Annotated in this window: 17 protein-coding genes; 8 read left to right on the plus strand and 9 right to left on the minus strand. The window is 60.5% G+C overall.

Going from position 1 to position 22,261, the window contains the following annotated elements:
* Nucleotides 1-153 precede the first annotated feature (153 nt).
* From TERRO_RS14035 to TERRO_RS14045, 3 genes are all read left to right on the plus strand, one after another.
* A complete protein-coding gene (locus TERRO_RS14035) occupies nucleotides 154-1,290 on the plus strand; it encodes an ROK family protein (RefSeq protein WP_245536095.1) in 1,137 nt (378 codons plus the stop codon).
* A 76-nt stretch (nucleotides 1,291-1,366) separates the two neighbouring features.
* Nucleotides 1,367-2,362, plus strand: coding sequence for a sugar phosphate isomerase/epimerase family protein (locus TERRO_RS14040; RefSeq protein WP_157178353.1), 996 nt, complete (start codon nucleotides 1,367-1,369; stop codon nucleotides 2,360-2,362).
* Nucleotides 2,363-2,380: 18 nt separating this feature from the next.
* Entirely contained in the window at nucleotides 2,381-3,649 is a 1,269-nt protein-coding gene (locus tag TERRO_RS14045) for a Gfo/Idh/MocA family protein (RefSeq protein ID WP_014786352.1), read from the plus strand.
* Between the two features lie 44 nt (nucleotides 3,650-3,693).
* Here TERRO_RS14045 and TERRO_RS14050 read toward each other — a convergent pair whose 3' ends face one another.
* Nucleotides 3,694-4,479: a DeoR/GlpR family DNA-binding transcription regulator gene (locus TERRO_RS14050; RefSeq protein ID WP_014786353.1), complete on the minus strand. Its 786-nt coding sequence runs from the start codon at nucleotides 4,477-4,479 to the stop codon at nucleotides 3,694-3,696.
* 123 nt (nucleotides 4,480-4,602) lie between these two features.
* On the opposite strand from TERRO_RS14050, the gene TERRO_RS14055 reads away from it, so the two are divergent.
* From TERRO_RS14055 to TERRO_RS14065, 3 genes are all read left to right on the plus strand, one after another.
* Nucleotides 4,603-5,643 (plus strand): oxidoreductase, encoded by a 1,041-nt coding sequence (locus tag TERRO_RS14055; RefSeq protein ID WP_014786354.1) that lies wholly within the window; start codon nucleotides 4,603-4,605, stop codon nucleotides 5,641-5,643.
* A 62-nt stretch (nucleotides 5,644-5,705) separates the two neighbouring features.
* A complete protein-coding gene (locus TERRO_RS14060; protein ID WP_014786355.1) occupies nucleotides 5,706-6,977 on the plus strand; it encodes a sugar MFS transporter in 1,272 nt (423 codons plus the stop codon).
* A gap of 74 nt (nucleotides 6,978-7,051) precedes the next feature.
* On the plus strand, nucleotides 7,052-8,188 hold the full coding sequence (locus TERRO_RS14065) for an SIS domain-containing protein (protein ID WP_014786356.1): 1,137 nt from the start codon (nucleotides 7,052-7,054) through the stop codon (nucleotides 8,186-8,188).
* A 3-nt stretch (nucleotides 8,189-8,191) separates the two neighbouring features.
* Here the strand turns inward: TERRO_RS14065 and TERRO_RS14070 are convergent, their stop codons facing one another.
* From TERRO_RS14070 to TERRO_RS14085, 4 genes are all read right to left on the minus strand, one after another.
* Complete coding sequence (locus tag TERRO_RS14070) at nucleotides 8,192-9,172, minus strand: Gfo/Idh/MocA family protein (protein WP_014786357.1); 981 nt, start codon at nucleotides 9,170-9,172, stop codon at nucleotides 8,192-8,194.
* Between the two features lie 593 nt (nucleotides 9,173-9,765).
* Complete coding sequence (locus TERRO_RS14075) at nucleotides 9,766-11,448, minus strand: acido-empty-quinoprotein group A (RefSeq protein WP_014786358.1); 1,683 nt, start codon at nucleotides 11,446-11,448, stop codon at nucleotides 9,766-9,768.
* Nucleotides 11,448-12,296, minus strand: a complete 849-nt coding sequence (locus TERRO_RS14080; RefSeq protein ID WP_014786359.1) for a c-type cytochrome — start codon at nucleotides 12,294-12,296, stop codon at nucleotides 11,448-11,450. The genes TERRO_RS14075 and TERRO_RS14080 overlap by 1 nt, the downstream gene beginning before the upstream one ends.
* Before the next feature lie 71 nt (nucleotides 12,297-12,367).
* On the minus strand, nucleotides 12,368-13,117 hold the full coding sequence (locus TERRO_RS14085) for a 3-keto-disaccharide hydrolase (RefSeq protein WP_014786360.1): 750 nt from the start codon (nucleotides 13,115-13,117) through the stop codon (nucleotides 12,368-12,370).
* Between the two features lie 238 nt (nucleotides 13,118-13,355).
* On the opposite strand from TERRO_RS14085, the gene TERRO_RS14090 reads away from it, so the two are divergent.
* Together TERRO_RS14090 and TERRO_RS14095 are read left to right on the plus strand one after the other, a co-directional pair.
* Nucleotides 13,356-14,336, plus strand: coding sequence for an N-acetylglucosamine kinase (locus TERRO_RS14090; RefSeq protein WP_014786361.1), 981 nt, complete (start codon nucleotides 13,356-13,358; stop codon nucleotides 14,334-14,336).
* On the plus strand, nucleotides 14,317-16,497 hold the full coding sequence (locus TERRO_RS14095) for a pyrroloquinoline quinone-dependent dehydrogenase (RefSeq protein ID WP_014786362.1): 2,181 nt from the start codon (nucleotides 14,317-14,319) through the stop codon (nucleotides 16,495-16,497). Before TERRO_RS14090 ends, TERRO_RS14095 begins: the two co-directional genes overlap by 20 nt.
* Nucleotides 16,498-16,507: 10 nt before the next feature.
* Here TERRO_RS14095 and TERRO_RS14100 read toward each other — a convergent pair whose 3' ends face one another.
* From TERRO_RS14100 to TERRO_RS14115, 4 genes are all read right to left on the minus strand, one after another.
* A complete protein-coding gene (locus TERRO_RS14100) occupies nucleotides 16,508-17,290 on the minus strand; it encodes a copper homeostasis protein CutC (RefSeq protein WP_014786363.1) in 783 nt (260 codons plus the stop codon).
* An 11-nt stretch (nucleotides 17,291-17,301) separates the two neighbouring features.
* Nucleotides 17,302-18,318: a metallophosphoesterase gene (locus TERRO_RS14105; RefSeq protein ID WP_014786364.1), complete on the minus strand. Its 1,017-nt coding sequence runs from the start codon at nucleotides 18,316-18,318 to the stop codon at nucleotides 17,302-17,304.
* 102 nt (nucleotides 18,319-18,420) lie between these two features.
* Nucleotides 18,421-21,207, minus strand: coding sequence for a TonB-dependent receptor (locus TERRO_RS14110; protein WP_014786365.1), 2,787 nt, complete (start codon nucleotides 21,205-21,207; stop codon nucleotides 18,421-18,423).
* 198 nt (nucleotides 21,208-21,405) lie between these two features.
* On the minus strand, nucleotides 21,406-22,188 hold the full coding sequence (locus TERRO_RS14115; RefSeq protein ID WP_014786366.1) for a hypothetical protein: 783 nt from the start codon (nucleotides 22,186-22,188) through the stop codon (nucleotides 21,406-21,408).
* Between the last annotated feature and the right edge of the window lie 73 nt (nucleotides 22,189-22,261).

The raw sequence follows: 22,261 nt of genomic DNA on the forward strand, positions 1-22,261 counted from the left end.
GCGGCTGTTGTAGTATTTCCAGGACATCCGGTCAACAATGTTTTGGTAGGTGGATGATATCCACGGACCCTTGGCTGGTCAAGCAAGGATTTACAAGAAGTTCATCCCACTGTCTTAAAGACGCCCTGACTACCAGATGGAGAACGCTTGAAGGTGTCTTTTCGTTCCGCGAAAACTGCGGTTATCGCGGCACTGCTGCAGAACGATCAGCTATCGCGCCTGGAGCTCAGCGAGCGGGCGTCGGTGAGTCCTGCCGCGATCACGGAAGTCACGCAAGGCCTGTTGAAACAAGGACTTCTGCTGGAGACGCCAGCTGCCACCATGGACAAACGGCGTGGCAGGCCGGCGGTACAGCTCTCGCTGCAGGCTTCTCACTCTTGCTTTGTTGGGGTGAGCCTTGGGGAAGAACAGACACAGTTGGCGATAACGGATCTGCGCGGCGAAGTTCTGGCCAGCGAAAGCTTCGCGCCGTGCCTGACACCTGCGGACATTCCGGACGTGGTTCGCGATAGTTTTCAGAAGGCCCTGCGCAAGGCAGGCATTGCACGCACACGCGTGCGTGGTGTGGGGATCGCAGTCGCCGGCATTGTGGATGCGGACGCAGGCATCTGCCGCTACTCGGCTGGTCTGGACTGGCGCGATGTGCCTGTTGCGTCCATGGTGGGCAAGGCGCTGCGGCTGCCTGCGTGGGCGGATAATGATGCGAACGCAATTGCGATGGGCGACAAGATCTTTGGTCGTGCACGCGAGTACGACAACTTCTCAAGCATCGTCCTCGGCAGCACGATCGGTTCGGCCCATTACATGAACGGCATGCTGTATCGCGGACACGACGGCAGCGCGGGCGAGATTGGCCACATCACCGTCAATCCTGATGGACTGCTCTGCCGGTGCGGTCGCAACGGATGCCTGGATACGGTGGCTGGAGGCTTCGCGCTGCGTCAGGAGGCGAAGGCCAAGGGCATTGCCGTCGCCGGCATGCGTGAACTTGAGGCGCTTGCCGTACAGGGCAATGCCACAGCGATCCAGATGTTGCGCACCGCAGGCAAAGCACTGGGCAGCGCTATTGCAACACTGGTACACCTGAATAATCCCAAGGCCGTGGTCTTCACCGATATGGAGGGCTTTGAGAACGGCATCTTTCGCACGGCGACGCGGCAGGCGATTGAGAACGGCATTCTGCCACGTTTTTTGGGATCGACTGAGATCGTCTTTGGTGATGTGGAACCCGAGGCCTTGCCGTGCAGTGCAGCATCCATTGCAGCTTTCAATTACCTGATGACGCTTTAGCAGGCGTCGTCTGACTTTGCAGATTCTGTAACCCATCGGTGATTGCCGGTGCATACCAACAGCAGGGGGAATGACGATGCGACATAAGCAGGAGCAAACAGGAGATGCCGTCAACCAGGGACGGCGTGATCTGTTGAAGTACGCTGCACAGACAGCAGTGGCCGCGGGACTTGCCGGCACGGGTGCTTTCACAGGCCTTGGCTATGCGCAGGCGAAGAAGCAGCCCTCACACGCGCCCATGGCACTGGGACTGCTGATCAAGCCCTTCCCGGATCCGGAAGCTCGTATCAAGCTGGTGCACGATCTTGGATTCAAGACGTGCTTCCTCTCGCTCGACGGCTTTATCGGTAAGTTCACGCCCGCGCTGGCAAAGCAGTTTGGCGACCTGCTGGATAAGTACCAGGTGACCGCAACGACGGCCGAAGTTGTGAATCCGCAGCCGCTGAAGTGGAACTTCATCGAAGGTCCTGCGACGATCGGACTGGTGCCGCGTGCGTATCGTCAGGCACGTATGGATGCTTTGAAGCAGACTTCCGACTTCGCCAAGATGCTTGGCATCGGGCAGATTCAGACACACTGCGGCTTCATTCCGGAAGATCCGAAGGACGAGCTGTATCAGGAGACGGTCGTCGCGATTCGCCAGCTTACCGAGCACTGCGCCGCCAATGGTCAGAGCTTTCTGATGGAGACGGGGCAGGAGACACCCATCACCATGCTGCGCATGATTAAGGATGTGAACAATCCTGCGATCGGCGTTGGTCTTGATACGGCGAATGTCATTCTTTACGGCAAGGCCAATCCAGTCGATGCGTTGAAGGTGCTTGGACCGTACGTCAAGGCCATGCATGCCAAGGATGGCAAGTGGCCCACGGATCCAGCGAAGCTGGGCGAAGAAGTGATGATTGGCAAGGGTGATGTGGACTTCACTGCGGTCTTCAAGGGACTGCACGCAGCGGGTTACAAGGGCGCGGTCACCATCGAGCGCGAGACCTCAGGACCGCAGCAGGTTGCGGATGTGAAGGCAGAGAAGATTTATCTCGAACGCATTTTGAACCAGGTCAACCACGCGTAGGGGAAACGGAGAGCACCGATGGATCGCAGGAAATTTCTACTGGGTAGTGCAGGTGCCTGCGGGCTCCTGTTTGTGAAGCCGAGCACCGCCTTTGGCTATGCTGCGAACTCTGCGGTGCGCTATGGCCTGCTGGGTTGCGGCAAGCGTGGCACGTCTGTGGCTACGTCGTTCGCGAAGAATACGGATGCACGCATCGTCGCGCTGGGTGACATCTTCCCGGATCAGCTAGCGAAGGGTAAGACGCACTTCGATGAAGTGAATAAGGGACTTGGCTTTTCTGCCATCGATCCGAAGCTGACCTTCCACGGCCATGACGCGTACAAGGCGATGGCAGCAAACCCGAACATCGATGCGGTGCAGATCTCCACGCCACCGTTCTTTCACGTGGAGCACATGGATGTTCTGACCGCCGGCGGCAAGCATGTGTACTGCGAAAAACCCGTGGGCGTGGATGTTCCGCAGACGCGCCGTGCGCTTGAGATTGCGAAGCGCATCGACGGCAAGGTGAGTGTGGCGGTCGGCTTCCAGATCCGTAAGGCACCGCCATTTGTTGAGATTGCACGCCGCATCCAGGCAGGCCAGATCGGCAAGATTGCATCGCTGAGCGGATACTACAACGCACCGCCTGCTACCTATCCCGACCGCGGCAACATGCCGAAGGACGAACAGCGCCTGCGCAACTGGCTGTGGGACAAGACACTTTCCGGCGACATTCTGTTGGAACAGAATATTCACGTCATCGACGTCTGTAACTGGATCATGGGAGCGCATCCCATCAAGGCCGATGCGCGCGCGAGCCGTAAGGTGATTCAGAACTTCGGCAACATCAATGACAACTACGAGGTCATCTTCACCTATCCCGGTGGCGTTGAGTTTGTCTTCAACTCCACACAGTTCAACCAGAATGGCTTCTTCGACGTCGCAGAGCACTTCTTCGGCAGCGAAGGCCTGGCAGAGGCGCCTTATAAGGGACCGCTGCGCATCCTGGGCAAACAGCCGTGGGCCTGGACGAACAGTGCAGAGCCCGCTGCAAAGGACACGAAGTTTGCGGCTGATGGAGCCTTCACCGATAACCTTGCCGATGCCGACAAGATGAAGGATCGCGACTTCATCGACAGCATCACCGGCCACAAGTATCAGAATCAGATTGAGACGGGTGTGCAGACGGCGCGTAGCTGCATGCTGGGCCGCAAGTCTGCTGAGCTTGGCCGTGTTGTTACGTGGGACGAGATTGAGAGCGATCGCGAGGAGTACCACCTCGGCATCGACATCTCAAAGTTCGTCTAAGTCCATGGGCGGTCCGGAGAGTAATCTTCGGACCGCTTCAACTTCTAACAACAGATCACCTGCACGCCGCGCCTCTCGAACTGTTTTCGCTTCACAGCGGAGAGCCCAGTGTCGGTGACGAGTACATGCACGTGGTCAAGCGGGCAGATGATGCTTGGGCCGGACTTCCCGATCTTCGAGGAGTCGGCTACCACGATCACCTGTTTGGACTGTTCCAGCATCTTGCGGGAGACGATGGCTTCTTCTATCTCAAGTGTGGTCGCACCTCGCTCCAGGCTGAAGCCTGTGACGCTGAGGAAGACCTTGTCGAGACAGATGTCTTCGAGTGTCCGCAGTGCTTGCGGACCCGCCAATGCGAAGGCCCACGCCCAGGCGAGTGTGCCGCCGGTCAGCGTGGTCTTGATGGAGGGCTGGTTGCACAACTCCATGCCGATGTTGATGGCGTTCGTGACGACGTGGACACCGGCGCGATGCCGCAGTGAACGACCGACCTGCGTTGTCGTCGTACCCGCACTGATGCCAATCGTCTCGTGCTGCTGGATGAGTTCCGCGGCGGCGACACCGATGCGTCGTTTCTCGTCTGCGTGCCGCGTCTCGCGCGCCTGGAAGGATGTGTCGTGGCGGAAGGGTTCATACAGCAGCGGCTCGACGAGCGCGGCGCCGCCATGGGTACGCAGGATCAGTCCACGCTGTTCCAGACGCGTGAGGTCGCGCCGGATGCTGGGCGCGGAACAACGCGTCTGTTCCACCAGGTCTTCCACTGAGACAGTGCCTTTGCGCAGCAGCACCTTCATGATCTGGTCGGAGCGTGCCTCAGTTTTTGTCGACATGATCTCCTGCGAACCGGTGGCTCAGCGGCACTCGATGAGCGCTCACGCGATCAGGATACAACGATGCATTTTGCTCGCCGGCGCCTGTAGCATGACGAGACCTAACCCTGTTGGAGATAGAGCTTGAGTCGTACCTTGAAACCCGTTCGCGTTGCACTGCTTGGCTATGGCTATGTGGGCAAGACCTTTCACGCGCCGCTGATTCAGGCGGTCGATGGACTGGAACTTAGCCTGGTCGGTTCCAGCAGACCTGAAGCAGTGCATGAGCGCATCCCCGGTGTGCGTGTCGCCGCGGTTGCTGACGCAGCGATCGATGCCGATGTGGATCTTGTCGTTATCGCAACGCCGAATGACTCGCACTTCCCTCTTGCTGCGGCGGCGCTTCGTGCGGGGAAGCACGTAGTCATCGACAAGCCATTCACCATCACACTGCAAGAGGCGGAGGATTTGGCTGCTATTGCGCAGGAGCATGGCAGGCTGCTTTCGGTGTTTCACAATCGCAGGTGGGATAGTGAGATTCTTGCGACGGAGCAGGTGCTGCAGTCCGGCGTTCTCGGCGAGGTGACTCACTTCGAGTGCCACATGGATCGCTACCGGCCTAATGTGCGGCAACGCTGGCGTGAAGATCCTGGCCCCGGCGCGGGGTTGTGGTTCGACCTTGGACCGCACATGATCGATCAGGCTTTGCACCTGTTCGGCATGCCGCTGTCTGTGCAGGGCTCACTGGCTACGCTGCGGCGCGGCGGGCAGACGGACGACTGGGGCCATGCCATTCTCTTCTACCCGCATATGCGCGTAGTGCTTCATGCTTCGCTGCTGGTATCGGGTGGCGGGCCGCGGACGCAGATGCATGGCACGCTTGGGAGCTGGGCGAAGTTTGGCGCGGACACCCAAGAACCGCAGCTGCAGAGGGGTATGAGTCCGCTTGATCCTGAGTTTGGGATAGATCCGGATGAGGGCGTTTTTTACGAGGGGGCGAGTGGCGCGCAAACTCGAACACCGAGTCCGCGAGGCTGTCAGCAGCGCTTTTACGAGGGCATGCGGGACGCGATCACATCTGGCGGTCCTCTGCCGATCGGTACGCAGGAGGCTGTGGCCGTGATGAAGGTCTTGGAAGGTTTCTATGTTTCAGCACGTGAAGGTCGCGTGGTGGAGTTTGCTTGAACGTTGATCGTCCCGTAACGGATCGATCCGAACTGCGATAAGCTGCACCGACAGAGGTATTCATGGCACTGGGAAGCACGGAACAGGCACAGCCGGCGGTATCGGCCAAGGGAGGCAGCTACGCGCTGCCGCTGGCATTAATTGTGGCGTTGTACTTTGGCATTGGCTTTATCACCGCCATGAACGATGTCCTGGTGCCGCACTTCAAGGACCTGTTCCAGCTTACGAACGTGCGTGCCCTGCTGGTGCAGTTCGCATTTTTCGGGGCGTACTTTCTGCTGTCGATTCCTTCCGGAAAGATCGTCGGGCGGATTGGTTATAAGAACGGTATTGTTGCTGCGCTCGCGACCATTGGTGTTGGGCTTCTGCTGTTCCTCCCGGCGTCCATCGTGATTGCGTATCCGCTGTTCCTGTTTGCGCTGTTCCTTGTTGGTTGCGGGCTTGCACTACTGCAGGTTGCGGTGAATCCGTATATCAGTGCGCTGGGTGATCCGAATAAGGCTGCGTCACGACTGAACCTTGCGGGCGGATTTAACTCCGTGGCCGGCACTCTGGCGCCGCGTGTGGGTGCGATCTTTATCTTCGTTGCGGCTGGAGCGACGACTGCGGAACTGGCGCACTCGGTGCGCATGCCCTATGTCGTGCTGTCGATGCTGGCGTTTGCACTTGCTTTGATCACCAAGGTGATGCACCTGCCTGACTTGATTCCGCAGCGCGATCCGAGTGAAAAGGGCGGCGGCAGCGCATGGGATTTTCGGCATGTGCGTTATGGCGCGTTTGCGATTTTCTCCTATGTTGGTGCTGAGGTTTCGATTGGCAGCTTGTTGATTAACTATCTTGGCCAGCCTTCGATGGGCGGACTTAGTCATGCAGACGCTGCGAAGTATGTATCGCTTTACTGGGGCGGTGCGATGGTTGGGCGCTTTATCGGCGCCTGGGCGCAGCGGTATGTGGCGCAGGCTCGGGCGCTTACTTTTGTGGCTTCGCTGGGTTGTGTCTTTGTTGCCGTGGCGGTGTTTGGACATGGTCCGATTGCGCTTTGGGCCATTGTTTCCTGCGGTTTATTCAATTCCGTGATGTGGCCGTGCATCTTCCCGATGTCGATTGAAGGTGTGGGTAAGTACACGAGCCAGGCGTCCGGAATCCTGGTGACGATGGTGGTTGGTGGTGCGGTTGTGCCGGAGATTCAGGGTTTCCTGGCGGATCATTATGGGTATCAGCCGAGCTTTTTGATTGTGTTGCTCTGCTATGCGTATGTGCTGTTTTTTGCCCTGTATGGCCACCGTCCGATGCGTGTGAATGGTGCGCCAATCCTGCCTCCGGCGGTGGTTTAGTGCAGATTTGAATCGTCTCAGTCCGTTATGATTGATTCAGGCCCAAACGATCAGAAATTGAGGTAAGTGTCTCCATGTCCGACACCGCAACACCTGCTCCCTTCCCCCACTGGATGCTCCGCGAGATCCACGAACAGCCGGAGACCCTGGCTGCAACCCTGGCGACCTTCGCCACCGCAGATGGTTTTGTTGAGGAGGCGTGTGCGCCAGTGCGGCAGTGGCTGCGCGACGCGAAGGGCGAGATCGTGATTGCGGCCAGCGGTTCCAGCCGTCACGCGAGTCTTGTGGCCGAACTCTTGATTGAAGATCGCAGCGGCATTGCGGTCGATGTGGAATATGCGAGCGAGTACAGCTACCGGTCAGAGCACGCGCTGAAGAGCGCTTCTGTCCTGGTGGTTTCGCAGTCGGGCGAGACGGTGGATACGTTGCTGGCGCTGCGCAAGGCGAACAAGGCCGGTCACCAGACGATGGCGATCACCAATGTTGCCGGATCGACGATGGCGCGTGAGGCGACGGTGTCGATGCCGACCGCTGCGGGTCGCGAGCGTGCGATCCCTGCGACGAAGAGCTTCACGGCGCAGTTGCTGAACCTGTATGTGCTTTCGTTGCTGGCTGCCGAAGAGCGCAAGGCTCTGACCGAGGCGGACCGTGCGCGTCTGCTGGCTGAGGCTGCTGCCCTGCCCGAGTCGGTGCGCCGTCAGTTGCCGATCTGGGAGAGCACCGTTCGCAGCATTGCGGAGACGTTGCACAAGGCTCGTACGTTCCTGTTTGTGGGTCGCAGTGTTCACTATCCCATTGCCCGCGAGGGTGCGCTTAAGCTGAAGGAGTCGTCGTACCTGCACGCCGAGGGATATCCGAGCGGTGAGCTGAAGCATGGGCCGAATGCCCTGGTCAGCAAGGAGTCTCCGCTGGTCATGATCGCGACCGTCGATCGCTCGGATAGTGAGTCCGTCGAGCGCTATGAGAAAGTCGTGCAGTTGATGAGCGACATGCGGACGCAGGGCGCGATGATCGTGGCGATTGCCAACACGGGCGATACGGCCGTGGCTGAGCTTGCCGATCACGTCATCCCCGTCGACGAGGCCACCGAGGCGTTGCTGACGATCTGCGAAGTGATTCCGTTGCAAATCTTCTCGTACTGCATGGCGATTCAGAACGGCATCGACGTGGACAACCCGCGCAACCTGAATAAGGCTGTTCTGGCGGAGTAATCGCTAGCGCTCCGCTGCGAAGCGTACGCCGATCTGGCTGCGCGCCTGGTCGAGGATCGCCATGGTTGCACGCGAGTGCGCATGCGAGATCACGGGGCTTTCGGTCGCACCGGAGCGCAGCAGATCGCAGAAGTGTTCGGTCTCATATTGGAAGCCACTGCCTACGGCAGGTTCGTGCAATTCGACGAGCCTGCCGTCGTTGTATGTGAGGGTGATGGTGTCCGGTCGCCACCATGGTCCGGGCATGGTGATGGTGGCGTGCTCGGCGGTGATGGTGGCGCCCGCTGAGGCGTCGCGGTCGAGGCCGCTGAACCATTCTGCGTTTGCCTGTTTGTGCTTTGTTTGCACGGTGGCGAAAGCGTCCACGCCGCTCTGGCCCACGATCCCCGCAGCCTGGACCGCGTCTGCCGGGCCGAGCCAGTCGATGGAGAGGAAGGCGTGATAGGCGCCGATACCCATCAGGCTGCCTCCTGCGGTTTCCAGACGCCACGAAGGATGGTGCGATTGGGTCGCCGTTGCGAAGCCTGATTGGACGTCGGTGATGTGGCCGATGGGATCGCGCCGCAGGTGCTCGCGCAGCTTGCGATAGACGGGAAAGAATGGGGGCTTCATGGCTTCCATGAAGAGTTGTCGCTGCTGTTGCGCGAGGGTGAGGATTGCCTCGAGTTCCCTGCTGTTTGCGGTGACTGGCTTTTCGCAGAGGACTGCTTTGCTTACCGCTAGCGCTGCCGTCGCTATGGCTGCGTGGGAGTCGGGTAGCGTGGCGATGTAGATCGCATCGATTGCGGGATCTTGCAGGAGATGGTCGAGTGCCGAGGCCTGCGTTGCTCCGCAGGATTTTGCCAGGGTGGCGGATGTCTCAGGGTTGCGTCCCCAAACGGCAGCTACGGATGCGTCCGGCACGTGAGGGATGGCTTGTGCGAAGCGGTTCGCGGCGTCGCCGGAACCGGCGATACCCCAGCGGATTGTCTGTGTGTTGGGCATCTGTGTCTCTACGTTGGGGATGATGACGGGTGTGGGGCGGTTGTTCCGTTACGAAGATATCCAATTCGTGGCTACCTCGGTGGCGGTATTTGTATTTTGTCGCGGGCCTTCAGCCCGCGATCTCTTGATCGTTTACGGGACCCAGGGCTGCGCCCTGGGCTAGGAAGTCGCGGACCTTCAGTCCGCCTTTCTTACGCGATGGGAGAACTCGTACCTGCGCTGGATTGCGGGTCGCGCTTTGCGCGATAACCCACCCTTTGCTTCGCAAAGAATGGGGCACCCGGCTTCACTTGGGCCTGGGATGCCGCGGGCCTTCAGCCCGCGATCTCTTGATCGTTTACGGGACCCAGGGCTTTGCCCTGGGCTAGGGAGTCGCGGACCTTCAGTCCGCCTCTCTTACGCTGGGAGAACTCGTACCTGCGCTGAATTCCGGGTCGCGCTTTGCGCGATAACCCACCCTTTGCTCCGCAAAGAATGGGGCACCCGGTTCTCGTGGCTTGGATGAAGGGGCTGCTCGAAGGTCAGCAGAAGCAAAATCGGAGAGCCGGAGTGCCGGGCTCTCCGATTGTTGTTTGGGGTTGATGTGGTGCGGGTTAGTAGAGCAAGAAGGAGTAGAGGGTGTCTCCGACTGCGGCGAGGATGTACTGCTTGCCGTCGAGCATGTAGGTCTGGGGCGGGTTGCTAACGTTGCCGATGCGTGCACCCCAGAGGGCTTTGCCGGTGGCTGCGTCGAAGGCTGCGAGGTTTCCTGCGCCGTCGCCGCTGAAGACGAGGCCGCCAGCGGTGGCGAGGAGACCACCGCCGCCGAAGCCCTGAGTGTAGAGCTTGTGGCGCCAGCGAGCCTTGCCTGTCTTGTAGTCGATACCGATCAGGTAGCTGCCATTCGTGCCGATGGACAGTTCGTCCTTGCCGCCGAGGCCCATGGACCCGCGAGGATCGGGATCGGTAAGGTAGGCCATCGAGAAGGTGTCTGCTGCGTACTGGTAAAGGAGACCCGTCTGCGGGGAGTATGCCGGTGGCTGCCAGTTCACGGTGCCGCCCGAGTTTGGCGAGATGAGTGTGCCGCCGATGGCCGCATCCTTTTCAGGATTGGTTTTGGGGCCGCCATGGGGTGTGAGACCCTCTGCCCAGTTGGTGGTCTGTCCGTACTTGCTGGTGAGCAGGTGCTCGCCAGTGATGCGGTCGACGACGAAGAAGTAGCCGTTGCGCGATGCGGTGAGAGCCATCTTGCGTGGGCGACCGTTGAAGATGCCGTCAACGAGGACGGGAACCTGCGACGAGTCGTAATCGTGCGTGTCGTGGGGCGAGGTGGAGAAGTACCACTTCAGCTTGCCGGTATCGACGTCGAGTGCGACGAGCGAACAGGTGTAGAGGTTGTCACCATCGCCGCGCTGGCCGGTCTGCCACGAGGGAGTCGGATTACCGGTACCGGTAATGTAGAGGTTGGTCTGCGGATCGTAGGCGCCGGGCATCCAGATGTTGCCGCCGCCGTGGCGTGCTGCATCGAGGCTCTTCCAGGTGTCGAGACCGGGATCGCCTTCTTTCTGCGGTGTGACGTAGAACGTCCACTGCAGGTCGCCGGTCTCTGGATCATAGGACTTCAGGAAAGCCGGTGCATCGATGTCGTTGCCGGTGCCTGCGAGAACGTGATCCTTCACGATCATAGGTGCGGGTGTGGAGAAGTAGCCGCCCTCTACCTTGGCGATCTCGCGGTGCCAGCGTTCCTTGCCGGTCTTGGCATCGAGTGAGACGAGATAGTTATCGGGCGTCTCGAAGAAAAGGTAGTCATGCCAGAGGCCGACACCGCGGCTGGCGATGTGGGTGCCGCCGCGTGCCTTCCAGTAGTAATGCCAGAGGGTCTCACCGCTACGCGCATCCACGGCCCAGACGTTGTCGGGCATGGAGGCGTAGAGGATGCCGTCGACCTCAAGCATGGTGGCCTTGATGGAGCCGCCGGAGGAGTTGAAGCCGGTGGGGCTCTCGCCGCCGGTGTTCGAGCCGGGACGCACGCGGCTGTAACCGGTGAGCGCAACAGGGTTTTCGCCCTGCGTCATCTTTGCGGTCCAGGCCGGCGTGAGGTTCTTCACCGTGAGGCGGTTGACCGCAGTGAGCGAACTGTAACGCCGTGCGGTGTAGTCGCCGCTGTGGGAATACCAGGATTCGCCGAGCGGCTTGAGGAGGTCCTGCTGGGTTACGTTCTGGGCAGGTGCAATGGGCGTAAGGGCAAGGGGAGCCAGCACCATTGCAGCAGCGAGAGAGAGAATCCTATGCGCCATCACTTCAGGGTCACCAGATAAGCCGTTATGTCGTGAATGTCGTTGTCGGCGAGGACGGGCCAGAGATTGCGGTGCGCTTCGAGCGGGTCTTTTACGACGACCTTTGGGATGTCACCGTTGCGGCGAATGGTCTTGACGCTGCCGTCCGGCAGCTGCAGGGTAACGAGGAAGTCATCGACGTGGATGAGTGTGCCTTCCACGGGCTTGGCACCCGTCTGCGTCACCGTGACCTTAATGGTCGGCTGGGGTACGCCGAGGTGATTACCGCGTAGCCATGCTGCCTGCATGGTCTTAGGGTCAGAGACCTTTTTCGCGTAACCCTTCAAGTCGCCTTCTGCCGAGTGGCAGCTTGCGCATTTGGCTTCAAAGTACTGCTTGCCGTGTTCGGCGTTGCCGACGACGACGTTGAGCTTCTGTGTGCCATCACCCGGTGCACGTCCCTGGCTGCCGATCAGGGCGAGGTTACTGCGGATGAATGCCGCCACCGCTGCCGAGTCGTCGTTGCTGATGGCGTACTTGTGATTTGGGAACATCTTGTCCTGGCCCTGGATGATGGCGGTGATGTTCTCACCATTCTTGTCGGTCAGGGCTCCCTGGGATCGCAGGATGCTGGGTCCGGGACCACCGCGCAGATCGGCCGCATGGCAGGACTGGCAGTTGGCCTCATAGGCCTTTTTGCCGCGTGCGACGGCCTTGGGATCTTCCTTAGGCCGCAACGGACTGGAGTTGAAGGTCGAAGTTTCGATGTGCTGAGCGAGGCCGCGCAGGGCGAAGCCGGCCGGCAGCATAAAGACTGCAGCCGCAGCGACGCGTAAGCGAAGGCTGCGGCTTGTGTTCCATCCACGCATGAAGAGGTCCTATGGTGCGAGGTAAGTACGGTTGGCGCGCATCTGAGCCGCGCCGCAAGACGTGAGATGCATTAACGCTTGGAAAGGTCTCGGATCCAGATGTCCTTGAACTGCATGTTGCCATCACCACCGGCGTGCAATTGAAGTGCGATGGTACCGTCTGGTGCGCCGGGCTTCGGGTCGGTGAAATCGACCATCGGGACGCCATTCAGGCGGGAACGGTAACGGTTGCCGACGACCTCGACGAGGTAGTCGTTCCATTCGCCCTTGCGGACGACGCCTTCGTTTTCCGGCGAGGGCCAGACGACCCAGCCGCGGCCGTCCTCGGCGTAGACGCCGGCGGTGTGATGCATCATGCTGCAATCGATCTCAAACTGGAAGCCCTGGGTCGCATCGACTCCCTGGAAGCCGGTGTGGAAGAAGACGCCGCTGTTGCCGTCGCCGCCGCACTTGAAGCGGAGCGAGAGCTGGAAGTCCTTGTAGTTCTTGTTTGTCTGCAGATAGCCGTAGGCCTTGGTGAGGCCCTTGCCGTGAAGGATGCCGTCGCCTTCGACGGTCCAGCTCTCAGCACCGACGGGGCTCCAGCCGGCGAGATCCTTCTCGTTGAAGAGCTGAATCCAGTCGTTGCCCGGGGTCTTGGGATTGATCGGTACGGGGGCGTTAAGAGCTGCGGCGGACTTTTGCTGTTGCGCGGGCAGGACGGAGATGGAAAGCAAGGCCGCGAGGGCGATGCCGCCCGCCACGAACATTTGCCGGAACCGGTTCGCGGTGGACACAGAAGGTGTAGCAGCGGCGGTCGCTAGAGGTGCCGGTTGGTTCATGGGAGAAATCTCCTGGCTCTGAAGTTCCCACAGAATACATGGCAAACCAGCGATGACGGCGGGGAAAGTGATCGTTTCGCCACCAGGCAATCAGAATTGGAGAGGCCGGTGCGTTTTGACGTTTGCGCACCCTGAAGAGGTGGGCTGTTCCAAGGTGGGCGGGAATCGACGCCCTGCAATGATGACGATGGACGCCATATCGTTCGGGCAACTTACGTCCCGCACAGTAAAGTGACACATGGCTTATTTTTTGGCGATCGATGCAGGCGGTACAAAGACCGACTTTGTGCTGGCTGATGAGATGCGCGTCCTTGCCCGGCATCGGACCGGCACGATCAAGCGTCTTCGGACAGATACAGACACTGCGCTACTCAACCTGGATATGGGGCTGGCGGAGTTGACCAAGGCGAGCGGCGTTCCCATGTCGGCGGTGCTGCGCACGTGCCTGGGCACGGCGGGCGAGAGCGTGCCGCTGGTGGCGGACTGGCTTCGGCAGACGGTGGCAGAGCGCGTGGGCGGCAGCCTGCTGCTGCTGGGCGATGTAGAGATTGCGCTGGACGCGGCGTTTCAGGGCGGGCCGGGTGTGCTGGTGCTGGCGGGTACAGGATCGAACGTGGCCGGACGCACGCCTTCTGGCGCCCTGGCGACATGCGGCGGATGGGGACCGATGCTGGCCGATCAGGGATCGGGTCATGCGATTGGCGCGCATGCGTTGCGTGCGATCTTCCTGGCGATTGATGAAGGACGGACGACCGATCTGCAGGATGCGGTGCTGGCGTTCTGGGATCTGGGTTCGACCGACCTGCTGGTGGAACATGCGAACCGCACGCCGACTCCTGATGTTTCGCGGCTGACGCACCTGGTGGTGGAGTGCGCTGCCAAAGGTGATGTCGTGGCGCAAGAGGTTCTGAAGGCCGAGGGTGAGGCACTTGCTTACCTGGTGCGGCTGTTGATTCGCCGTTTGCGCACGCTGCAGGGCGATGCGACGTTTGTGCCGAAGCTGGCCTTTGCGGGCAGCATTATGGAGCGCGTGGCGCCGGTTCGCGAGGCGATGCTGGCTTCGCTGCGGGAGGAGTTTCCGCAGTTGCAGGCGAGCGAAGGTGTCGTGGATCCGATTGAGGGTGCTCTTTGGCGTGCGCGGGATGAGCAGGCGTTTGCTGCTCGCGCGAGTGCCGTTGCACAGGAAGCCAAGGGGACGTATGCCGAACAGGCTGTTTAGTGGTGTGGCTCGGGCGCTGGTGGGCTGCTCGCTTGCATTAGCAGCGGTTGGGTCTGCGCAGGTGGCGGGCGATGGCACGCACATGGGCTGGTCGGCCTATGGCGGTGCCGAGGATGGCTCGCAGTATTCGGCGCTGAAGCAGATCAATCGTGCGAATGTGAAGTCGCTGCGGCAGGTGTGGAGCGTTCCTACAGGCGATGCTCGGCTGTATGCGTTCAATCCGCTGGTGATTGGCGAGACGATGTATGTGCTGGCGCAGGACTACAGCGTGGTCGCGCTGCATGCGGCGACAGGCGCGCAGATCTGGGCGCATCCGCTAAAGCCGAAGACGCCGCTGGTGACGAATCGCGGATTGAGTTACTGGCAGAGCGCGGATGGTAAGGATCGCCGGCTGATTTTGGCGGTCGATAACCATCTGGAAGAGATCGATGCCGCTACCGGTAAGTCCATTACGAGCTTTGGCAAGGATGGGCTGGTGGATCTGCGCGAGGGACTGGGGCGCGATGTGCAGCGGCTGACGCTGGTGCAGTCCTACAACCCCGGTCGTGTGTTCCATGATGTGATCATCTTTGGCTCGGCGACGAACGAGGAGTATGACTCGGGGCCTGGCGATATTCGGGCGTTTGATATTCGTACCGGGCGGCCTGCGTGGACGTTCCACACGATTCCGCATCCGGGCGAGTTTGGCTATGACACGTGGCCGAAGGATGCGTGGAAGACGGTGGGCGGTGCGAATGCCTGGAGCGGCATGGCGCTGGATGAGAAGCGTGGCATTGTGTATGTGCCGACGGCGAGCCCGAAGTACAACTTCTACGGTGGTAATCGTGCGGGCAACAACCTGTTCGGCGATTCCCTGCTGGCGCTGGATGCAAACACGGGCAAGCTGCTGTGGCACTTCCAGATGGTGCATCACGATATCTGGGATTACGACAATCCCAACACGCCGATGCTGGCTACGGTGAAGCACAACGGAAAGCTGGTCGACATCGTCGCGCAGACGAGTAAGACGGGTTATCTGTGGGTGTTCGATCGCGTGACGGGCAAGCCGTTGTGGCCGGTGGAAGAGCGCGCGGTGCCGAAGTCTCCGATGGCCGGCGAGGTGACGTCGCCGACGCAGCCGGTGCCGACGAAGCCGGTGCCCTTTGCGCGGCAGACGTTTACATCGAAGGATCTGAGTCCGTATCTGGAACCGGAAGAGCATGAGCGGCTGAAGAAGCAGATCGATTCTGCTCGCAATGAAGGTTTGTTCACGCCACCTTCGACGGACGACACGGTGGAGATGCCGGGCAATAATGGTGGCGCAAACTTTGGCGGTACGGCGATCGATCCGGCGCATGGGTATCTGTACGTTGTGTCGAAGGATCTGCCGGCGATGTTGAAGCTGCAGTTGCCGCCCGCGGCTCCTGCGGGCAACACGGCGGAGGCTCGCGGCGCTGCTGTCTATGCGAATACGTGCAGCCTGTGCCATGGCATCAATCGCGAGGGTAAGTTGCCGGTCATTCCGACGCTGGTTGATATCCACAGCCGGTTGTCCGAGACACAGATTCGCGAGACGGTTCGTTATGGCAAGGGCATGATGCCGTCGTTCGGCAGTCTGCCGCCTGCGCAGGTGGATGACCTGATGAAGTTCCTGAAGAACCCGGGCCTGCCCATGACACAGACGACGACTACGGCTTCAAGCACGGCGGATCCGAAGACGCTGCGGTATCGCAGCGGCTTTGGTTTCATGTTTGCCGAGAGCGGTCTGCCGGTGATTGCTCCACCGTGGACGACGATCACTGCGTACGACCTGAACACCGGCGATGTGCAGTGGAAGGCGCCGCTGGGCGACGTGCCGGAGCTTGCCGAGAAAGGCATCACCGGGACGGGATCACACTTCCCCAAGGTGGCCCCCGTGGTCACGGCGGGTGGGCTGATCTTTACCGGGACGCGTGACCGCAAGGTGCGCGCGCTGGATGCGAGCAACGGCAAGGTGTTGTGGGAGGCAGAGGTGCCCTCAGCGATCGAAGGCATGCCTGCGATCTACCAGGTGGCCGGCAAGCAGTATGTTGTCTTCTGCGTGTCGGCCCGCGCGACGACGCGCACCCATGCCGTGCCAGGGCATCCGGCTTCGGTGGATCCGGTCCATGGATCGTATGTTGCGTTCGCGTTGCCGAACTAAGCGATCGCTCTTAGACCGTGTGGACGATGTGGCTAAGCGTTCGTACGTCTTCGACTGAGATTTTGCCTGTGGGCGGTTGCCAGAGGACATCGCCCACGACTGGTGCGGCCTTGGGGCGCAGCGATGCGTGCAAGTCGAGGCCTGCGATGGGTGCAAGTTGCGGTGCGGTCTGCAGCGTGACGCCGCCGCCTGCTGCGATGCGGATGCGTCCCCCGGCCTGCTCCACAAGACGGGCGAGTGCATTGCGGCCTTCGGTGACGGTGGGCTTACCGCCGGAGGTGAGGATGCGATTGCAGCCGAGATCGATCAGCACTTCGAGCGATGTTGCGAGATCGTTCGCCTGATCGAAGGCGCGGTGGAAGGTGACGGACTTCCCTGCTGCTCGTTGCATGACTTCTGACATCTGGACACGGTTGACCTGGCGTTCTGCCGTCAGCATGCCGACGACGATGCCTGCAGCACCGGCGTCGATGGCTGCGTCGATGTCCGTGCAGATCATGCGGAACTCTGCGTCGGAGTAGAGGAAGTCACCGCTGCGTGGGCGGATGAGCACGTGGATGGGCAGCGCGATGGATGCCAACGCCTCGCGAAGGAAGCCAGCGCCGGGTGTTACGCCGCCCTCTGAGAGCGCTGCGCACAGCTCGATGCGATCGGCTCCGCCTTCCACTGCAGCCTGGCAGGCCTGCAACGTCTCCACACAGATTTCCAGTTCACGCTTCATCGGCACGGTGCAGCTTCCCTCTTGTTCGAGCTTTGCGGTCTCTTCCACACTACCGCACCGTGCCAACGGCATTCCGTATTCGCTTATGCGCTTTTCAGGATCTGCATTTTGCCGTCCGGCGTCTTGGTAAGGGCGTGGATGATGCGGCCCTGTGCGTCCACGTGACGCAGGGTGAGTGTCTTGTCCGTGACCGAAAGATGGCTGAAGCCGTAGACCTTTTGCGCATACGGTCCGCGTGCCTTGGGATCGATGGCGAGATCGTAGAGGTCTGCGCCACCGCCGCCGGAGAGGAAGTGTGTGGTGGGATGCCCTTCGAACTCGAGGTGCTGCAGATCGTGATCATGGCCTGCCAGGTAAGCGTGCACACCATGCTTCTGGAAGAGCGGATCCCAGTCGCGGATGAGCGTGGCGTGGTCGCCGTGTGGGCCGTCGGTGTAGACGGGATGGTGTGCCATGACGATGGTGAAGGGCGTCAGCCGCGGCTTCGCGAGTTCTGCTTCCAGCCATTGCAGTTGCGCGACGCGCTCGTCTTCCGTCAGCGTGAAGTTACGGTTGGGTGTGCCGTCGCGGTTGGGAGCGATGGGGTGTGGCATGTTGCTGTCGAGCGCGATGAAGTGGATGAGCGGCTTCTTCTTCGGGAAGTCAAAGCTGTACCACTTCGCCGGCATCGTCCAGCGCGAGTGGCCGCGGCGTGCGTACTCCAGCTCTACGTCTACCTTGCTCATGGGGAACATCTGGTAGTCATGATTCCCGAGCACGGCGTACGCCGGCCCGGGGAAGACGCTGGCCGGATACATGTCTTCAAAGCCGGTCTTCCAGCGCGGGGAGTCGACGCCGCCGGGCAGTTCTTCATACCAGTTGTCGCCGAGCATCAGCAGGGCCTGCGACTTTACACGGTTCGTGCGAGCGTACTGAACCATGCTGGCGGCGACGATCGTCTGGTCTGCGGGGCGATGGTAGCCCCAGTCGCCGACCATGAGCAGTTCGGCATCGCCGTGAGCGCCGACGGCACCAAAGGTCGGGAGCGGCGCGATGGCGGCCGCTGCGCTGAAGGCGACACTCTGCCGCAGAAAGCTGCGGCGGCTGATCTGTTCCGGCATGAAATCTCTCATCAAGCCGCGTTATAACACCCGGCTGATGAATATTTGATCGCAATGGGCCGGGATCTTTACGAATTCGGTAAGTCACCGGCCCGGTTGTCCTTAGAAGCCGTAACGAATGCCGCCTTCGACGCGGCGACCGTTGTCCCCCTGATAGGGCCGCCCGAACTGTGGGGAGCCGACGATATTGCCGACCGCGGTGACATTGAGATGATTCAGCGCGTTGGAGCTGCGGATGTTGGCCGTGAGCGTTTGTGCGTGCTCAGCCTTTGGGTTGCGTGTGAGCCGGAAGCTTCGCTGCAGGTTGGTGTCGAGGTAGACGGTCCAGGGCTGAATGCCGGCGTTGCGATTGAGTGTTGCGCCTGTGCCAGTTGGTGAGAGCAGGCCGAACTGCGTGGCGTAGGCACAGTTGTTTGTTACGGCCGTGGAGCAGACGGTAGCACCGGAGGGCGCCAGCCGGGGCCGGTCCGTGAAGTTGCCGTCGCCATTGTTGTCGAAGCCCGTGGTGATGTTGTACGGCCGATCACCCTGCGCGTTCAGTGACCCGCTGAACTGCATGGCCCAGGGCAGCTTTGCGGTCGCATTGCCGAAGACACTCCACAGCGCATTCCCTGCGCGGCGGGCGTATTCCCCGACATTGGTGCCGGTCGTCTGCGGCGCTGTGAACGGGTCGTCGTTGTTCGTGTCGACGATGGCCTGGCGGGTGCTGCCCACGGTGAACTGCAGGCGTTTGAGCGACTGATTGCTGACGCTCATCGAGATCAAGTTGCCATAGCCGCGCCCGCTGGAGTTCCACTGCTGGATGTTCAGGTTGGGCGCAAGGGGACGTGGCCCGAGTGGCTGGCCATTCGTGGGTGCGTTAATGTTTTCCGTACGGGTGTAATGCCACATCTGCGCGAGGTTATAGTCCGCGGAGACGGTCCAGCCTTTGCCGATGGTATGACTGAAGCCGATGTTCTGGATGCTGTAGAAGAGGTTCGGAAGATGCGGCTGGATGGTGCGAATGGATTGGAGCGGCGTGGCTCCTGTGAAGGGGTTGCAGGTGTTGGGATCGAAGCTGCCGGGGCATGATGGCGAGTAGATGAGGCTGGTGACGCGGTTGGTGCCGTCCATGCCAAGGAGTTGGGCGTAACTGTGCGCGCCGAAGCGACCGGAGAAGAGGCCGGCGTGCGCGTGCAGCGTCCACTTCGAGTTTTTGTCGGGCGCCCAGGAGACGCCGAAGCGCGGGTTGAAGTTGTTGTGCACCATGGGCTTGCTCTGCGTGTAGTAGCGCAGACCAATGGCGATGTGCAGGCGCGGGAGAACCTTCCAGTCGTCCTGGAAGAAGAGGGCAAGACGGTACTGCGTGAGGTTGAGCGTGGGGTTTCCGCTGACGTTGAAGTACTGGGTTGGTGCGCCGCCCGCATAGCCATTGAGCGCACGCACATACTGCTGCACACCCGTGATGGTCTCCTTTGCGGAGGTGGGTTGGTGGTTCGCGTCGAGGACGGGCGCGGTGCCGCCGCCAAAGAGCCATGTGCCGTTGAAGTTATTGGTGTAGCGGAAGCGCTCGCGGAGGTACTCCGATTGCAAACCCACCTTGATGAGGTGCTTCGACAGGCTGATGATCGCGTCGTCTTCGAAGGTGGCATCGATCTCATGATCGCGCTGGGCACCACTTGTGTTTCCGCCGGTGGTGAACGCGCCTGCGACCTGGACCTGGGGCGCAAAGGAATTCGGGAGGACGTCGCGACCGTCGAACTCGATCCCCAGACGTGCTTCATGCATGACCTTTGCAGAGATGGTGGTCACGTCGGTGAAGCGCAATTCGTTGTCGTAGGACACATTATTAAAGCCGCCCTGGAGCAGCGTGTTGCCGCCTGTGCCAACGTTCATCCTATGGTTGTGCCATGCATTGAAGCTTGCGATGAACGTGTTCTTGGGGCCAAGCTGCCAGTCGACCTTCGCCATGCCGATCCACATGCGTTGTGGCGACGGTACGTTTTGAAGGATTGGTGTCTGGACACCAGCGGCGTCGACACCGACGGCGTTGACGGTGGCGAAGTTATCGATGGAACGATGCTCGAGATTGAGAAGAAAGTCGGACCCTTTTTTCAAGATGGGCCCGGTGAGTTCAAAGCCGTAGCGCTGCTTACCGATGGCTGCACGTGTGACGGAGAAGGGATCGCGTGCATTCATCCACTGGCTTGAGTTGGTCGCAAAGAGGGCGCCGTGGAAGGTGGGCTGTCCAGCCTTTGTGTAGACCTGGATCTGGCCACCACCGAAGGGCGGGTTACGGAACTCGGCGGAGAAGAGGTCGGGGTTGACCTTGATATACGCGATGGAGGATTTGGGTGGCAGCGTTGTGTTGTTATCGCCACCCTGGAAGCCATCGACCGAGATGGCCGCACTGGATGGACTGCCACCCCCGGCTGCGGCCATCTGCTGGAGTTGGCGAAGTAGATCGTCCGGATCGTCCGCGAGCGTTTGCAGACGACCCGCGGTGAGGGTCTGCGAGGGACCCGTTGAGACGGGAGAGTTTTCCGCGACGGTGTTGTCGTCGTTATCGCTCACGTCGACGGTGGTGGCGACCTCCGCCGGCACCATGCTGACGGTGATGTCCGTCGATGTTGGAGCTTTGACTTCCAGGCTAAGCGGTGCGAAGCCATCGAAAGTAACATGCAGCGTGTGGCGGCCAGCCGGTACGCAGGCGATGCGGAAACGTCCGGAGGAGTCGCCGAGGATGGCGGCGGTGGAATCGAGCTGAATCGATGCGCCGGGAATGATGGCTGACGTTGCATCATGGACGATACCTGTGAGTGGTGTGCAGCCGGTTTGCGCTGCTGCAGACGCACTGAAGACGAGCGCGGGCGCAACGCCCGCAGCGAGGGCATATCGAGGTCGTTTCACGGCTTACTCCTGGAACTTTGGCTACAGGTCGTTCGATCTACAGGCGAAGATCTGCCCAGGCTTCTTCATGAGGCGTGACGATGAGTACGCAGACTGGGTGGAGTTGGTTCCTGTCGCTGAATACGAATGCGTGGCGCCGTAGGAATGCAAAATTTGGCAGAGATACAGCGAGGTGCGCGGCGGGGCCGCGCCTCCTGTTTACTCTTCGAGCTTGAAGATCTTGATCTTGATGAGTTTTGCGAGTGTGAGGTCGTTGAGGCCACGAGCTCGCATGCGTTCGACGAAGGGCCGGTCGATCTTGAAGATGGACATCTGGATGAGTTCCGACTCGTTGGGCTGAAAGCCCATGGCTTTGGCGTCGCGTACTTTATCGGGTGTGACGCCGACGGCCTTCATCTCAGTGAGTTTGCCGGCGCGCAATTCCGGGTAGCCTGCGGCAGCCATCGCATGGATGTAGTCGGCATCGACGTGCAGCGCGCGCAGGCCGGTCAGTTTATTGGTCGAGAGTTCGGTCACGCCGAGCGACTGCATGGACTTCGCCCAGGCGGGTGTGACGTCGATCATGAGAAACGCGAGCTGTTTGTGCGGTGTAATACCGTCGAAGCCCATGGCGGCCATGGCGCCTGCGAACGACGGGCTGGCGTTGAAGCGGAAGCGGCCGGAGAGTACACCATCGTGCACGATACCGTCGCACGCCAGGTCGCCGGAATCGCCTGTGACGTGTGCGGATGCCTTGGCCCCATCCGCCTGGAGAGTTTGCGGTGAGAGGCCGCTCAGACGCTGCCAGTCGAGACTTTGATTCGACATCTCCATGCAGTTGCCGGAGTTCTTGTCGCAGTTACTTTCAGACAACATGACCTGCGCGGTGGATGGCTTCTCCGTATGTTGCGATGCCGAGACCATGCAGAGGCCCGTCATGGTTTGTGCGACGCAGGTAAGTGGCGAAGCGAAGACAAGGAGCGAGAGTAGAAAGCGGTTCATCGTGTCACCTCGTGTATTTCGTTGCATTAGAAAAATGGACGCAGGTGTCCTTCTGCGCGCCGGGGTGCGCAGG

It is taken from the genome of Terriglobus roseus DSM 18391 (assembly GCF_000265425.1).
GTDB lineage: Bacteria > Acidobacteriota > Terriglobia > Terriglobales > Acidobacteriaceae > Terriglobus > Terriglobus roseus.

Excerpts from the sequence above, each read along its gene's own strand:
- TERRO_RS14060 (WP_014786355.1), top strand. The coding sequence starts at position 5,706 with ATGGCACTGGGAAGCACGGAACAGGCACAGCCGGCGGTATCGGCCAAG.
- TERRO_RS14045 (WP_014786352.1), top strand. The coding sequence starts at position 2,381 with ATGGATCGCAGGAAATTTCTACTGGGTAGTGCAGGTGCCTGCGGGCTC.
- TERRO_RS14070 (WP_014786357.1), bottom strand. The coding sequence starts at position 9,172 with ATGCCCAACACACAGACAATCCGCTGGGGTATCGCCGGTTCCGGCGAC.
- TERRO_RS14095 (WP_014786362.1), top strand. The coding sequence starts at position 14,317 with ATGCCGAACAGGCTGTTTAGTGGTGTGGCTCGGGCGCTGGTGGGCTGC.
- TERRO_RS14050 (WP_014786353.1), bottom strand. The coding sequence starts at position 4,479 with ATGTCGACAAAAACTGAGGCACGCTCCGACCAGATCATGAAGGTGCTG.
- TERRO_RS14040 (WP_157178353.1), top strand. The coding sequence starts at position 1,367 with ATGCGACATAAGCAGGAGCAAACAGGAGATGCCGTCAACCAGGGACGG.
- TERRO_RS14105 (WP_014786364.1), bottom strand. The coding sequence starts at position 18,318 with ATGCCGGAACAGATCAGCCGCCGCAGCTTTCTGCGGCAGAGTGTCGCC.
- TERRO_RS14115 (WP_014786366.1), bottom strand. The coding sequence starts at position 22,188 with ATGAACCGCTTTCTACTCTCGCTCCTTGTCTTCGCTTCGCCACTTACC.
- TERRO_RS14100 (WP_014786363.1), bottom strand. The coding sequence starts at position 17,290 with ATGCCGTTGGCACGGTGCGGTAGTGTGGAAGAGACCGCAAAGCTCGAA.
- TERRO_RS14080 (WP_014786359.1), bottom strand. The coding sequence starts at position 12,296 with ATGCGTGGATGGAACACAAGCCGCAGCCTTCGCTTACGCGTCGCTGCG.
- TERRO_RS14065 (WP_014786356.1), top strand. The coding sequence starts at position 7,052 with ATGTCCGACACCGCAACACCTGCTCCCTTCCCCCACTGGATGCTCCGC.
- TERRO_RS14085 (WP_014786360.1), bottom strand. The coding sequence starts at position 13,117 with ATGAACCAACCGGCACCTCTAGCGACCGCCGCTGCTACACCTTCTGTG.
- TERRO_RS14090 (WP_014786361.1), top strand. The coding sequence starts at position 13,356 with ATGGCTTATTTTTTGGCGATCGATGCAGGCGGTACAAAGACCGACTTT.
- TERRO_RS14075 (WP_014786358.1), bottom strand. The coding sequence starts at position 11,448 with ATGGCGCATAGGATTCTCTCTCTCGCTGCTGCAATGGTGCTGGCTCCC.